Below are 14,150 nucleotides of genomic sequence, written 5' to 3' on the forward strand. Positions count from 1 at the left end.
AACGCTCCTTCAGGATGGTGCAGATTCGGGAAACCACGCGGCGGGCACCCGCACCGGCAGCGCCAGCAGGATCTGGCCCATGCCCTTGCCCAGCGCGTCGTTGCGCAGCGAAGCCATGCCGCCGCCGCCCAGCGCCCGCTCGCACACGAAGTTGAAGGCGTGGATGCCCGGCACGTCGTGGCGCGTGACCGGGCCTTCGACCAGGTGCGCGAGGTGCGCGGCCACGCGCTCGGGCGTGAGCTGCGCGCGCAGCAGCGGCAGCCACTCGGGCCGGCGCGCGATCACGCCGATGTTGGAGGTGTCGCCCTTGTCGCCGGAGCGCGCCCAGGCCAGGCGGATCAAGGGCACGTCGATGACTTCGGCGCCGGTGGCGGGTGGTGCCGGCTCGGGCGCGTCGATTGCTACGTTTTTAATAGCTATCTGCGATTTATCGGCGCTGGCTGCAGGCACATTTGGCACAGAAACCGGTGCGCCGTCGAGCGCCACGGCCGGCGCCACACGCGCCTTGTCCAGCAGGAAGGCGTACTGCCGGATCAGCGGCGACACGCCCGCGCGCCCGCCCGCCCCCGTGGTGCCGGGCGCCCAGGACGTGCCGGCCGGCGCGATCTCGCGCGCCAGCAGCTCCAGCGCGGCCTTGTCGGGGTGGCAGGCCGTCAGGCGCAGCACCGCCTCGCGCGCGCCGGCCGCCCGGGCGTGCGGACCGTAGCAGCTCTCGGCGCCCAGCACTTCGAGATTCGTGCGGCTGAGCGGCGCCAGGCCCTGGCGCGCCAGCAGCTCGCCCACGCGCGCCAGGATGGCCTCGCCGGTGCGGCGCGCCTTGGCCGCCGCGTCGAAGCCCACGATGGTGAGCTGCGCCGAGGTCCTGAAGCCGTCCAGCCAGGTGGCGCAGACCTTGTACGTCGCTGTCGGCGCGCGGCCGCGCGCGCCATGCACGCGCACGCGCTGCGGCCCGGCGGGCGCCATGCGCACCTGCGTGAAGTCGCACACCACGTCCGGCAGCAGGTAGGCGGCGGGGTCGCCGATCTCGTATAGCATCTGCTCGGCCACCACCTGCGGCGCCACCAGGCCGCCCGTGCCCTCGGGCTTGGCGACGGTGAAGCTGCCGTCCGGCGCGCACTCGACGATGGGGTAGCCGATGTGCGCCCAGTCGGGCACGTCCTGCCAGTCGGTGTGCAGCCCGCCGGTGGCCTGGCAGCCGCACTCGATGATGTGGCCCGCCAGGCTGCCGCCGGCCAGCCGGTCGAAGTCGAGCGCCGTCCAGCCGAACTCGTGCATCAGGATGCCCAGCGTCACGGCCGAATCGACGCAGCGGCCGGTGATGACGATCTGCGCGCCCGCGTCCAGCGCCGCCTTGACGGGCTGCGCGCCCAGGTAGGCGTTGGCCGTGAGCATCTTGGCGGGCAGCGGCGCGCCACTCTGCAGTTCGGCCACGGGCGGATCGGCCTGGCGCAGCGCGGGCAGTTGCGGCATCACGTCGTCGCCCGTGACGACGGCGATCCTCACGGGCACGCCCAGCTCGGCCGCCAGCGCGCGCAGCGCGTCGGCGCAGCCCCGCGGGTTGACGCCGCCGGCGTTGCTGACCACGCGGATGCCCTGGGCCACCACGTCCTTGAGCACCGCCTTCATCGACACGGACACGAAGTCGGTGGCATAGCCCAGCTCGGGCTTCTTGAGCCGCGCCGCCGCCAGGATGGACATGGTGAGTTCGGCCAGGTAGTCGAACACCAGGTAGTCGATCCGGCCGCTGGCCACCAGTTGCGGCGCGCCGACGCTGGAGTCGCCCCAGAAGCCGGAGGCGCCGCCGATGCGGACGATCTTGGGGTCGGCCTCGCTCATCGTCCGCTCCAGGTGGGTGGGCGCTTCTCGCGGAAGGCCGACTGACCCTCGGCCGCGTCCTCGGTCAACGCGAACAGGCCGATCTGGCTCTCGGTGAAGGCCATGGACTGCTCGAAGGGCATGCCCTCGACGTGCTTCATCAGGTACAGCCCGCGCCGGATGGCGGCGGGCGACTTGTCGAGCAGGCGCGCCAGCAGCGCCTGCACGCCGGCGTCCAGGTCCGCGCTGACGCGGTTGACCAGGCCGCAGGCCAGCGCCTCGCCCGCGTCGATGGGCTCGCCGGTGATGCACAGCTCGGTCAGCATGCGCCGGCCCACCAGCCCTTGCAGCACGCTGAGCACCTGGGCCGGGAACACGCCGATCTTGACCTCCGGCAAGCCGAAGCGGGCGTGCGGCGCGGCCACCGCCAGGTCGCACATGGCCAGCAGGCCCATGCCGCCGGCCATGCACACGCCGTTGACGCGCGCGAGCAGCGGCACGTGCGTGGCGCGCGCCGCGCGAAAGAGGTCAGCGAAGCCCTGCCGCGGTTCCGAGTAGTCGAACTTGAAGGACTGGCCGGTCTGCAGGTCGGCGCCGGCGCAGAAGGCCTTGTCGCCCGCGCCGGTGAGCACGATGGCGCGCAGTCCGCGGTCACCGCGGGCGCGGGTCAGCGCCTCGGTCAGCCCGGCCAGCACGCCGGGGCTGAGGGCGTTGCGCCGCGATTCGCGGCAGAGGGTGAGCCAGAGCACGCCGTCCTGCTGGCGCACGTCCAGCTCGGGTGGGGTTGGGGCATTCATGCGTTGTTCTCCTGGAGGGGGTTCGCGCCGCGCGCGGCGCCGGCGGCGATCAGGGCGTCGATCTCGGCGTCGGCGTAGCCGGCTTCCCGCAGCACCTCGGCGGTGTGCTGGCCGAGCACGGGCACGGGCGTGCGCCGGTTCGGCGGCGTGCCGGACCATTCGCTGGGCACCGCGGTCTCCACGATGGTGCCGACCACCGGGTGCTCGGTCTGCTGGAAGAAGCCGGTCGCGGCCAGGTGCTCGTCCTGCAGCAGCGTTTCGAAGGTGTGCATGGGGAAGATCGGGATGTCCGACTCGGGCAGCAGTTGCCGCCATTCGGCGGTGCTGCGCTGCGCCAGTTCGTCGGCCACCAGTTGGTACAGCGCGTCGATGGCCCGGGTCCGGGCGCCGATGTCCTTGAACCGGGGATCGGTGCGCAGCAGCTCGCCCTTGCCGACCGCGTTCAGGAAGATCTCCCAGTGCCGGTCGGTGTAGATCAGGCAGCAGACGTAGCCGTCCCGGGTCTTGTAGGGCCGGCGGTTGGGGCTCATCAGGCGCGGGTAGCCGAAGTCGCCCTGGCCCGGCACGAAGGTGCGGCCATAGAGGTGGTCGCCCAGCACGTAGGGAATCATGGTCTCGAACATCGGGATGTCGATGCTCTGGCCCCGCCCGGTCTGGTGGCGCGCGTGCAGCGCCGCGCAGATCACGCCGAAGGCGTACAGCCCCACCGAGCGGTCGGCGATGGTGAGGGGCAGGTAGCGCGGCTCGCCGCCCGCGCCCTGGCCGACGGCCGCCGCGAGGCCCGTGGCCGCCTGGATCATGTCGTCGAAGGCCGCCTTGGCCGCGTAGGGCCCGCGCTGCGAGAAGCCGACCATGCTGGCGTGGACCAGGCGCGGGTTCACCGCCGCGAGCTGCTCGTAACCCAGCCCCAGCCGCTGCATCGCCGCCGGCCGCACGTTGGTGGCGAAGACGTCGGCGTCCCGCGCCAGCCGCAGCAGCGCCTCGACGCCTTGCGGGTTCTTGAGGTCCAGCACCACGCTGCGCTTGTTGCGGTTCAAGCCCAGGAACAGCGGCCCCAGCCCGAGGTCGCCGCACGGGCCGATCGAGCGCGTGGAGTCGCCCCCCGGCGACTCGATCTTGATCACGTCGGCGCCCAGGTCGCCCAGCAGCTGCGTCGCGGACGGGCCCATGAAGACCGTGGTCAGGTCCAGCACCCGCACGCCATGCAGGGGGCCGGAGAAGGCGGAGGGATCGGTCGCGGACATCGCCATCCTCGCGCTCACTCAGGCTGGATGCCGGCGGCCCGGATCACCTGGCCCCATTTCCGGGACTCGGCGGCCTGGAAGGCCTTGACCGCCTCCGACGACGAGGCGTCGGCGAACATGAAATCCACCTGCCCGCCGATCAGGTCGGCGATGGACAGCGGGTTGCTCTTGTACGGCACGTTGACCATGTCATCCATTGGGTCTGTCTCCTGGTTCTGGCGCCCAGTCTAGGCCATCGCCGCGTTCTCGCGCGCGCACCCGCGGGTGACGTTCTCGCTGGTCGAGGCGCCGGCCGACGCGCTGCTGGCGATGGTGGAGGAAGGCCGCGCGGACTTCGGCCTCAGCGTGCGCCCCGCGCCGCACCAGCGCCTGCAGTACCGCCGCCTGCGCGACGACCCGTTCGTGCTGGTGTGCCGCCGTGACGACCCGCTGGCCGCCGCGGCGCGGCGCCCTGGTCGATCTTCAGCACGCGCCCCTGCATCGTGAGCGCGCCGCACGGCAGCATCCGGCCGATCACGGACGCGGCGTTCCTTCGCCTGCGCGCGCCGATGCGACCGGTGCTGGAGTACCCCAGCGTGGCCGCATGCGGCGCGATGGTGGCGGCGGGCCTGGGCATCACCGCCCCGCCGGTGCTGGCGCTTCAGCTGGTGAACATGGCGGAACTGGCCGCGGTGCCGCTCACGCGGCCGGCGGTGGCGCGGGCGTTCATGGGGAGCTTGTGACCCGCCCCCAGGCTCCACTCGCTCCGCGATGTTGCGCCTCCCCCCTCAAAGGGGGCGACGCCGCATCATGGATTTCGTGCGTTGCCGGCGGCGCGCGCCGCCCTGCCTCACTGCGGCGACTCCGCCGGCCGCCGCGCGGTGAGGTCGAAGCGGAACATCCGGCACTCGATCGGCCCGTTCCACAGCGGAACGCGGCGCGATTCCTTCAGGCGCAGGCGACCGGGCAGCTTCAGGTCGGGCGTGAGCAGCCAGGCGGTCCAGCCGGCGTAGTGGGTCTTCCAGTGCGCGGCCAGACGCTGGAAGAACTCGTCGCCGGCGTTGAAATCGGCCGGCGCGTCGCCGGCATCGCGCTGGAACGCCTCGCGCCCGCCGCGCGCCTTGTGCCCGGCCACCCCGGCGGCGGCGATGCGCTCGCCGTAGGGCGGATTCATCAGCAGCACGCCGGGCTGGCCGGCGGGCGGCAAGCGCTGCAGCGCGTCGCCGCCGCGCAGTTGCACGGCGGCGGCGACGCCGGCGCGCTCGGCGTTGCGCTGGGCGAAATCGACCATGCGGTGGGCGACGTCGCTGCCGAAGATGCGGACCGCAGCGGTTTCAGAACCAAATTGGCCTTCAACCTTTGTGGGAATTGAACCGGTAGCTTCTTTTTTTATAGCAACCCATTCCGCCGCGTCGAACGGCCTCAGCCGCTCGACGGCGAAGCGCCGCTGCCCGCCGGCGGGCAGGCCCAGGGCGATCTGCGCCGCCTCGATGACGATGGTGCCGGAGCCGCAGCAGGGGTCGTACAGCGGCAGCGGCGAGACCTCGCGCGTGGCCGGGCGCCACCAGCCGCTGGCGGCCAGCATGGCGGCGGCCAGGGTTTCCTTCAGCGGCGCGTCGCCCTTGTCCTGGCGCCAGCCGCGCTTGAACAGCGGCTCGCCGCTGGTGTCGATGTAGAGCGTGGCGTGGGTGGAGCTCAGGTGCGCCTGCACGCGCACGTCGGGGCGCTGGGTGTCGATGCTGGGGCGCACGCCGCCGGCCTGCTGGCGGAAGCGGTCGGCCACCGCGTCCTTGACGCGCAGGGTGGCGAAGTTGAGGCTTTGCAAGGGGCTGGCCTGCGCCGTCAGGTCGACGCGGAAGGTGTGGCGCGGGGTGAACCAGTCCTCCCACGGCACGCCGGCGGCCAGGGCGTACAGATCGTGCTCGCTCTGGCAGGGCGCGTGCGCCAGCTCGATCAGCACGCGCTGGGCCAGGCGGCTGGCCAGGTTCAGCCGCAGCGCCAGCGCCCAGTCGCCGCGCACGCGCACGCCGCCGCGCAGGGTGAGCAGGTCCTGGCCGGCCAGGCCGGTGAGGCCGTGCACCTCGTCGGCCAGGAAATCCTCGACGCCGGCGGCGCAGGGCAGGAACAGGGTCAGCGGGGTCATGGGTTCTTGAAGCGGGTCAGGCCACCGATTTGCGCAGGCTGGCGATCGGGATGCGCAGCCCTTCGCGGTATTTGGCGACGGTGCGGCGCGCGCAGTCGATGCCCTGGGCCTTGAGCAGCTCGGACAACTGGCCGTCCGACAGGGGCTTGGCGGCGTCCTCGGCCGCGATCAACTGCTTGATGAGCGCGCGCACGGCCGTGCTGGAGGCGTTGCCGCCGGCCTCGGTGCCGAGCGCGGAGCCGAAGAAATACTTCAGCTCGAAGGTGCCGCATGGCGTGGCCATGTACTTGGCGGTGGTCACGCGCGAGATGGTGGATTCGTGCACGCCCAGCTCGTCGGCCAGTTCGCGCTGCACCATGGGGCGCATGGCCAGCTCGCCGTGGATGAAGAAGCTGCGCTGGCGCTCGACGATGGCGCGCGAGACGCGCAGGATGGTGTCGAAGCGCTGCTGGATGTTGCGGATGAACCAGCGCGCTTCCTGCAGCCGCTGGGCCAGGGCCTGGTGGTGCTCGCCGCCCCGGCCGCCGCGCAGGGCGCTGGCGTACACGTCGTGCACGCGCAGGCGCGGCATGACGTCGGGGTTGAGCTGCACGCGCAGGCGCAGTTGCGCACCGGCACCGCGCGCGGTGACGACGACGTCGGGCACGATGGCGTTGCGCTCCACGTCGGCAAAACGGCGGCCGGGCTTGGGCTCCAGCCGCGCGATGACAGGCAGGGCGGCGCGCACGGCCTCCTCGCTTTCGCCCGCGAGCTGCGCCAGCCGCCGCGCGTCGCGCTTGGCCAGCAGCTCCAGGACGCCGTGCTGGGCGCAGATCTTCAGGGCGGTGGCCAGGCGCGCCTGCTCGTCCTCGGCCACGCCGCGCTCGGCCCGCCGCGCTTTCAGTTGCAGCGTCAGGCATTCGGCCAGGCCGCGCGCGCCGACGCCGGCCGGCTCCAGCGACTGCAGCAGCTTGAGCGCGAAGCTGAAGCGGTGCACCAGCTCCTCCAGCGCATCCAGGTCGTCGCCCTCGTCGGTCAGGGTGGCGGCCAGTTGGGCGAGCGAGTCCTCCAGGTAGCCGTCGTCGTTGAGCGATTCGATCAGGAAGCGCAGCGCCGCCGAGTCCTCGGGCGACAGGCGCAGCGCGAGCGCCTGCCGGTGCAGGTGCTCGGTGAGCGACTCGTGGGCGCGGCCGCGCTCGCCGGGGTCGAGTTCGTCGCCGTCGTCGCGCTGCGCGGTGCGCGCGGGCGCCTCGCCGCCCCATTCGCCATCGTCGGGGACCATCTCCACGCCGCCGTCGCCGTCCCAGCCTTCCGCGAAGCCAGCTTCTGCATCAAAACCATCGCTGGCCGGGATGGAATCCATGCCATCCGCTCCTGATTCAGTAGCGTTCTCGTGGATGCGGTCACCTTCGCTGACGCGCTCGTCGGCGCGCGCCAGGCCGAAGTCCTCGCGCGGCGCGTGCTCGTCCTCGCGCTCAAGGAAGGGGTTGTCGTCGAGCATTTGCTCGACTTCGCTGGCCAGCTCCAGCGTCGAGAGTTGCAGCAGGCGGATCGACTGCTGCAGCTGCGGCGTGAGGGCGAGGTGCTGCGAGACGCGCAGCGACAGGCCGGGTTTCACAGGCGGAAATGCTCGCCGAGGTAGACCCGGCGCACGTCGGGATTGGCCACGATGTCCTGCGGCGTGCCGGCGGCCAGCACGCGGCCTTCGCTGATGATGACGGCGTGGTCGCAGATGCCCAGCGTCTCGCGCACGTTGTGGTCGGTGATGAGCACGCCGATGCCGCGCGCCTTCAGGAAGGCGATGATGCGCTGGATCTCGATCACCGCGATGGGGTCGATGCCGGCGAAGGGCTCATCCAGCAGGATGAAGCGCGGCTGCGTGGCCAGCGCGCGCGCGATCTCCACGCGCCGACGCTCGCCGCCCGACAGCGCGGGCGCGGGCGAGTCGCGCAGGTCCTGGACGTGCAGTTGCTCCAGCAGCTCGGTCAGGCGGCGCTCGATCTCGGCCCTGGCCAGCGGCCGGCCGTCGGCATCGCGCTGCAGCTCCAGCACGGCGCGCACGTTCTCGGCCACCGTGAGCTTGCGGAAGATCGACGCCTCCTGCGGCAGGTACGACAGGCCCAGGCGCGAGCGGCGGTGGATGGGCATGTGCTCGACCGGCTGGCCGTCGATGGCGATGGTGCCGGCGTCGGCGCGCACCAGGCCGACGATCATGTAGAACGACGTGGTCTTGCCCGCGCCGTTGGGGCCCAGCAGGCCCACCACCTCGCCGCTGTTCACGTCCAGCGACACCTCGTGCACCACGCGCCGCGCGCCGTAGTTCTTGCGCAGGCCGCGCACCTCCATCCGGCTGCCCGTGCGGCTGCCGCCGTCCCGGCCGGCCACCAGCGCCTCGGTGGCCGGCGCGCTCATGGAGCCGACCGGCGCACTCACTGGGCCGGCCCCGGCGCGGGCAGCGTGGTCGAGGGGCGCAGCGGCACGGCCGGCGCGGGGGCCGATTCGCCCGCCGCTGGCGCCGCGGCGCCGCCCTGGCCGCGCGGTGCCAGCACCGCGCGCACCCGGCCGCCCGGCGCCGACGACGGGGCGCCGGCCGAGCGCGGCGCGCCGTCCACGGTGTAGACCTCGGTGGTGTTGTTGTAGACGATGACGCTGCCCATCACCTCGTCCTGCAGCGTGGCGCCGGCCAGGCGGCGCATCTCGGCGCGGCGCACGAAGCGCACGCTGTCGGCCTTGCCGTCGTATTCGATGGTCTCGCCCTCGCCCTCGATGTATTCGTTCAGGCCCTCGCGCTTCTGGCGGAAGAAGGCGCGCCCGCCGGGTTCGGCGAACATGGTGCCGTTCTGGTTACCGGCGGCGTCCTGGCGCACCTCCAACCGCGCGCCGCGCATCACGATGGTGCCCTTGGTCACCACCACGCGGCCGGTGAAGGTGGAGAGCTGCTTCTGCTCCTCGTAGCGCAGGGTGTCGGATTCGATGTTCATCGGCTTGTCGCGGTCCGCGCGCTCGGCCAGCGCGGGCGCCGCCGCCAGCAGCACGAACAGGCCCGCCAGCAGGCGGCGGAAAAGGGGCTGGGCAAGTGGATCCATGAAAGGCACGTTTTTTGCTTTGCAGTACGGATCGATTGTAAGGCGCCCACGGGGCCGGCAATTGAAAAAGCCCGCCAAGGCGGGCTGTGAAAGAGCCATCGGCAAGCCAGGCAGCGCCCCACGAGAACCTGGAGGCCGCGGAGCAGGCCATCCCGGGCCGCCACGGACGGACTTGGCCCGGCCGTTGGCGGTGCCCCCTGGCAGGGGGAGGCGGAGCGGAACGCAGTCCGCGCAGCCTGGGGTCAGCCTTTTTTGCGCTCCTGCGCGATCAGGGTGTTGGCGATCTGGATCATGCGCTCGAAGCCGCCGGCCATGGAGCCGTCGGTGTAGTAGCGTCCGCCGATGCCCAGGGCCGGCGTGCCCTCGACCTTGTACGCCTCCTGCAGCTCGACGGCGCGGCGCAGCTGGGTGGCCACGCCGAAGGACTTGTAGGCGGCTTCGAACTTGGCGCGGTCTCCACCCTGCTCCGCCACCCAGGGGAACAGCACCTCGGGCTTGTCCAGGCGCTTGCGCTCGGTCTGCAGCGCCTCGAACACCTTGGCGTGCAGCGCCTCGACCTGGCCCGTCGCCTCCAGCGCGTAGTAGATGCGCTGCAGCGGCTCGAAGCTGCTCTGGAAGCCCACGTGCACCAGGCGCACCTTCACGTCCTTGGGCGCGGCCTTCTTCCAGGCGCCGAACATGGGCTCGAAGTTCTTGCAGTGCACGCAGCCGTAGGAGAAGAACTCCACCACCTCCACCTGTCCGGGCGGCGCCTCCACCGGGGCACGCCGGCCCAGCTCGGTGTAGCCCTTGCCCGACTGGGCGTGGGCCGGCTGGCTCAGCAGGCCGGGCAGGGCTGCGGCGGCGGCGCCCAGGGTGAATTCGCGTCGTTTCATGTGCTGTTTCTCCGAGAAAGCGGTGGCGTATGGAGCCGGGGGGCGCGGGCAAGTTCCCCGGCGCGTCAGAAGCTGGGGGCGAGACGAGCGAGCGCGGCGGGTTGGTTCACGGCTTTTCAGCGCTGCACGCGCACCAGCGCGGCGTCGAAGCCGCTGCCGTCCAGCCGGCCCTTGACGCGGTCGGCGGCGTCCTTGTTCTGGAACGGGCCCACGCGCACGCGGTACACGGTACGGCCGGCCTGCTCGCGCTCGGTCACGCGCGCCTCCACGCCCATCAAGGACAGGCGCGCGCGCTGGGCCTCGGCGTCGTCCGGGGTGCGGAAGGCACCGGCCTGCACGAAATAGGTGAAGGGGTCGGCCGTGGCCGGCGCGGGCAGGCCGGCGCGCGCCGCCGCCAGGTCACCCAGCGGATCGGCGGAGGGCGCACGCGCGGCGGGGGCCGGGGCGGAGGCGCGGGCGGTGCGCGGCTCGGCGGGCCGGACCTCGGCCGGGGCCGGCACGGGCGCGGGCCGGGGTGCGGGGCGGGCGACCTCGGCCGGCGCCAGGATGGGTGGCGGAATGGGTGCCGGGGCGGGCGCGGGCGCCACGCTGCCGCTGACCGTGCCCGTGGTGGCGGGCTTGGCGCCGTTGCGGGCGCGCAGGGGGGCGTTGGGGTCCCAGTCGCGGTTCTTCTCGGCCTCGGCGGCGTCCTGGCCGCTGGTGCGCGAGGTGTTCTTGTTGACGAAGGGCACGGGCACCTTGGCGACGTAGATGGCCACGCCCAGCGCCGCCGCCAGGCCGACCATCACACCCAGGATGATGCCCAGGAAGGTGCCGCCGCGTTGCTTGGTCTTCATCATGTTGGGGTAATGCTTCACATCCTCGCCGGCGCCGACACGCCGAGCACCGACAGGCCATTGTGCAATACGCGCGCCGTCGCGGCGACGAGGGCCAGGCGCGCGGTCCTGACCGTTTCGTCGTCCACCAGGATGCGCTCGGCGTCGTAGTAACTGTGGTAGCTGGCGGCCAGCTCGCGCAGGTAGAAGGTGACGTCGTGCGGCGCGAAGTCCTGCGCGGCGGCGGCCAGCATGTCGGGGTAGCGGGCCAGTTGCAGCATCAGCGCCTGGGCGGCGGGGGTGTCCAGCGGCGCCAGGTCGGCGCCGGCCAGCGCCGCGGCGTCGCCGCCCCAGGCTTCGAGCACCGATCGGATGCGGGCGTGCGCGTACTGCACGTAGTAGACCGGGTTGTCGTTGTTTTTCTGCACCGCCAGGTCGACGTCGAAGGTGTATTCGGTGTCGGGCTTGCGCGAGAGCAGGAAGAAGCGCACCGCGTCCTGGCTGGTCCACTCGATCAGGTCGCGCAGGGTGACGTAGCTGCCGGCGCGCTTGCTGATCTTGACCTCCTGGCCGCCGCGCACCACGCGCACCATGGTGTGCAGCACGTAGTCGGGGTAGCCGGCCGGGATGCCGACCTCGGCCGCCCGCAGGCCGGCGCGCACGCGGGCGATGGTGCCGTGGTGGTCGGTGCCCTGGATGTTGACGGCCTTGTGGAAACCCCGCTCCCACTTGGTGATGTGGTAGGCCACGTCGGGCACGAAGTAGGTGTAGCCGCCGTCGCTCTTGCGCATGACGCGGTCCTTGTCGTCGCCGTAGCCGGTGGTGCGCAGCCACAGGGCGCCGTCGTGCTCGTAGGTCTTGCCGTGGGCAACGAGGCGCTGCACCGTTGCCTCGACGCGGCCGCTGGTATACAGGCTCGACTCCAGGTAATACTGGTCGAAGCGGAGGTTGAAGGCCTGCAGGTCCTTGTCCTGCTCGCGGCGCAGGTAGGCGACGGCGAACTGGCGGATGCCGGCCAGGTCGTCCGCGTCGCCGCTGGCGCTGAACTCGCGGTCGTCGGCGCGCACGGACTTCCTGGCCAGGAAGTCGTCCGCGATGTCCTGGATGTAGTCGCCGTTGTAGGCCGCCTCGGGCCATTCGGCGTCGCCCGGCTTGAACCCCTGGGCGCGCAGTTGCACCGAGCGGGCCAGCGTGTCGATCTGCACGCCGGCGTCGTTGTAATAGAACTCGCGGTGCACCCGCCAGCCCTGCGTGGCGAACAGGTGGCAGATGGCGTCGCCCAGCGCCGCCTGGCGGCCGTGGCCGACGTGCAGCGGGCCGGTGGGGTTGGCGCTGACGAATTCGACCAGGATCTTCTCGCCGCGCGCCGGCTGCATGCCGTAGCGCTCGCGCTGCGACAGCACCTCGCGCACCACCTGCTGCTTGGCGGCGGGGTGCAGGCGGATGTTCAGGAAGCCCGGGCCGGCGATCTCGATGGCCTGGACCCACTGGCCGAAGGCCGGCGTGGCCGCCAGCGCGGCCTGGAGCTGCTGGGCGAGCTGGCGCGGGTTGGCCTTGAGCGGCTTGGCGAGCTGCATCGCGGCGGTGCAGGCGAGATCGCCGTGCGCCGCCTGCTTGGGCGACTCGAAAGCCGCCTTCTCGCCGGCGCCGGGCGAGAGTCTGTCCAGCTCGGCCGCCAGCGCGGCGAGCAATTGCTGTTTCACGGAGGGCATCGAGGGATTCTAAGAGCGCGCACCCGGCCGGCCGGGCCGACACCCCGATTCGACGTCAAATCGACCTGTAGCCCGCACCCATATTTCGCCAACAGCTATATAAATCATAGTATGCGGGAGTCTCACGACCCGAACCCGCGCGCCAGGAACACCGCCGCCAGCGGAACCAGCGCCACCAGGTGCGTCTCGATCATCACCAGCCGCCGCGCGCCGCGCACTTCGCCCTCGCCCGGCAGGCCGCCCCCGCCCGCCAGCCGCGCCGCCCATTGCCGGTACCGCCGCGCCGGGCCGAGTTGCAGCAGCGCCGTGACGGCGAACAGGGTCAGCTTCAGGTGCAGCAGCGGGTTCGTCCAGTACCACGCCGCACCCTTGGCGCCCCAGTGGATGCGCGCCAGCCCGGTCAGCAGCACGGCGGCCGTGGCCACCCACAGAATGGTGTCGAGCCGCGCCAGCCGCCGCACCACCGCCGCGTTGAGCCAGTCGCCCCGGCACAGCGCCGCCTGGCTGGAGGCGAAGACGACCCAAGCGAGCACCGCGCCGAGGTGAAAGAAAGCGAGCCAGGGTTCGAGCATGGCCCGATGTTAAAGCGCCGGTGGCACCCCCCAGAACCGGGGATTGGCGTAGCGCTCCTTCAGGAAGTCCACCCACAGCCGCACCCGCAGCGGCAGGTGCCGCGGGGCGTGCGGCAGCAGGGCGTAGATGCCGTTGGGCGGCGCGGCGTACGCCTCCAGCACCGGCACCAGCAGGCCGGCGGCGATCTCGGACTCGACCTCCCAGGTCGAGCGCCAGGCGATGCCGTGGCCCGCCAGGCACCAGTCGTGCAGCACCTGGCCGTCGGAGCAGTCCAGCGGCCCGCCCGGCCGCAGATGAGTGACCTGCCCGTCCAGCGCGAAAGCCCAGCCGCGCGTCTGCGACGCGTCGCTGGACAGCGCCAGGCAGTCGTGCTGCGCCAGCTCGCGTGGGTGGCGCGGCACGCCGCGCCGGCGCAGGTAGCCTGGCGCGGCCACCGCCAAGCGGCGGTTGTCGGCCAGGCGGATGCTGACCAGCGACGAATCCGGCAGGTCGCCCACGCGCACCGCGCAGTCGTAGCCCTCGGCCGCCAGGTCGATCACGCGATCGGACAGGTTGAGCGAGATGCGCAGGCGCGGGTGGCCGGCGTGGAACACCGGCACCAGCGGCGCCACATGCCGACGGCCGAAGCCCGCCGGCGCGGTGACGCGCAGGTGCCCGCTGGCCTGCACGCCGCCGGCCGAGACGCTGGCCTCGGCGCCCGACACCTCGGCCAGGATGCGCTGGCAGTCGTCCAGGAAGGCCGTGCCCTCGTGCGTCAGCGCCAAGCGGCGCGTGGTGCGCACCAGCAGCTTGACGCCCAGGTGTTCCTCCAGCGCGTCCAGCCGCCGGCCGATGACCGCCGGCGCCACGCCCTCGGCGCGGGCCGCGGCGCTGAGCGAGCCGCGCGCGGCCACCGAGGCGAAGGTCTCGAAGGCCTTGAGCTTGTCCATGGCGTGAATTATCGGCAGCCCCGTACCCGCGCCCCGCCCGCTGTGATCATCCGCCGTCCAGGCCTCTTCCTGCCGCCGGCACCTCGGCCCACACCAGTCACGCCCAGATGCTACGGCGGTCGCCGACATGGCTTGCTCCGCAGCCACCGGGTTCTTCGACCTTTGCAAAATAGTCAATTGTTCTGAGATCGCCAGCGTCTTTT

12 protein-coding genes and 2 pseudogenes are annotated in these 14,150 nt (G+C 72.1%); 1 reads left to right on the forward strand and 13 read right to left on the reverse strand.

Annotation, left to right across the window (positions count from 1 at the left end; all coding sequences use genetic code 11):
* Positions 1 to 9: 9 nt before the first annotated feature.
* From IPG65_RS04525 to IPG65_RS04540, 4 genes and pseudogenes are all read right to left on the reverse strand, one after another.
* On the reverse strand, positions 10 to 1,836 hold the full coding sequence (locus IPG65_RS04525; RefSeq protein ID WP_293188075.1) for an acyclic terpene utilization AtuA family protein: 1,827 nt from the start codon (positions 1,834 to 1,836) through the stop codon (positions 10 to 12).
* Entirely contained in the window at positions 1,833 to 2,612 is a 780-nt protein-coding gene (locus tag IPG65_RS04530) for an enoyl-CoA hydratase/isomerase family protein (RefSeq protein ID WP_293188076.1), read from the reverse strand. The genes IPG65_RS04525 and IPG65_RS04530 overlap by 4 nt, the downstream gene beginning before the upstream one ends.
* Positions 2,609 to 3,856: a CoA transferase gene (locus IPG65_RS04535; protein ID WP_293188077.1), complete on the reverse strand. Its 1,248-nt coding sequence runs from the start codon at positions 3,854 to 3,856 to the stop codon at positions 2,609 to 2,611. Before IPG65_RS04535 ends, IPG65_RS04530 begins: the two co-directional genes overlap by 4 nt.
* 14 nt (positions 3,857 to 3,870) lie before the next feature.
* Positions 3,871 to 4,047 (reverse strand): annotated as a pseudogene (locus IPG65_RS04540) (tripartite tricarboxylate transporter substrate binding protein); the annotation flags it as partial.
* Positions 4,048 to 4,120: 73 nt separating this feature from the next.
* On the opposite strand from IPG65_RS04540, the pseudogene IPG65_RS04545 reads away from it, so the two are divergent.
* A pseudogene (locus IPG65_RS04545) lies at positions 4,121 to 4,578 on the forward strand (LysR substrate-binding domain-containing protein).
* Positions 4,579 to 4,685: 107 nt separating this feature from the next.
* Here IPG65_RS04545 and IPG65_RS04550 read toward each other — a convergent pair.
* The 9 genes from IPG65_RS04550 to IPG65_RS04590 all read right to left on the reverse strand — a co-directional run bounded on the left by IPG65_RS04550 (position 4,686) and on the right by IPG65_RS04590 (position 13,947).
* Positions 4,686 to 5,978, reverse strand: coding sequence for a THUMP domain-containing protein (locus IPG65_RS04550; protein ID WP_293188078.1), 1,293 nt, complete (start codon positions 5,976 to 5,978; stop codon positions 4,686 to 4,688).
* 16 nt (positions 5,979 to 5,994) lie between these two features.
* The gene (gene rpoN, locus IPG65_RS04555) at positions 5,995 to 7,575 is read right to left on the reverse strand and encodes an RNA polymerase factor sigma-54 (protein ID WP_293188079.1); all 1,581 of its coding nucleotides are present in this window, start codon (positions 7,573 to 7,575) and stop codon (positions 5,995 to 5,997) included.
* Entirely contained in the window at positions 7,572 to 8,369 is a 798-nt protein-coding gene (gene lptB / locus IPG65_RS04560; protein WP_293188080.1) for an LPS export ABC transporter ATP-binding protein, read from the reverse strand. Before lptB ends, rpoN begins: the two co-directional genes overlap by 4 nt.
* A 17-nt stretch (positions 8,370 to 8,386) precedes the next feature.
* Complete coding sequence (lptA, locus tag IPG65_RS04565; protein ID WP_293188081.1) at positions 8,387 to 9,043, reverse strand: lipopolysaccharide transport periplasmic protein LptA; 657 nt, start codon at positions 9,041 to 9,043, stop codon at positions 8,387 to 8,389.
* 242 nt (positions 9,044 to 9,285) lie between these two features.
* Positions 9,286 to 9,918 (reverse strand): thiol:disulfide interchange protein DsbA/DsbL, encoded by a 633-nt coding sequence (locus IPG65_RS04570; protein ID WP_293188082.1) that lies wholly within the window; start codon positions 9,916 to 9,918, stop codon positions 9,286 to 9,288.
* A gap of 116 nt (positions 9,919 to 10,034) precedes the next feature.
* Positions 10,035 to 10,757 carry an SPOR domain-containing protein gene (locus IPG65_RS04575; RefSeq protein ID WP_293188083.1) on the reverse strand — a complete coding sequence of 241 codons (723 nt, stop codon included), beginning with the start codon at positions 10,755 to 10,757 and terminating at the stop codon, positions 10,035 to 10,037.
* 14 nt (positions 10,758 to 10,771) lie between these two features.
* Positions 10,772 to 12,445 carry an arginine--tRNA ligase gene (gene argS, locus IPG65_RS04580; RefSeq protein ID WP_293188084.1) on the reverse strand — a complete coding sequence of 558 codons (1,674 nt, stop codon included), beginning with the start codon at positions 12,443 to 12,445 and terminating at the stop codon, positions 10,772 to 10,774.
* 122 nt (positions 12,446 to 12,567) lie between these two features.
* On the reverse strand, positions 12,568 to 13,017 hold the full coding sequence (locus tag IPG65_RS04585) for a DUF2214 family protein (protein WP_293188085.1): 450 nt from the start codon (positions 13,015 to 13,017) through the stop codon (positions 12,568 to 12,570).
* Between the two features lie 9 nt (positions 13,018 to 13,026).
* Positions 13,027 to 13,947: a LysR family transcriptional regulator gene (locus IPG65_RS04590; protein WP_293188086.1), complete on the reverse strand. Its 921-nt coding sequence runs from the start codon at positions 13,945 to 13,947 to the stop codon at positions 13,027 to 13,029.
* Positions 13,948 to 14,150 lie beyond the last annotated feature (203 nt).

The sequence above is a fragment of the Ottowia sp. genome, from assembly GCF_016703145.1.
Classification (GTDB): Bacteria; Pseudomonadota; Gammaproteobacteria; order Burkholderiales; family Burkholderiaceae_C; genus Ottowia.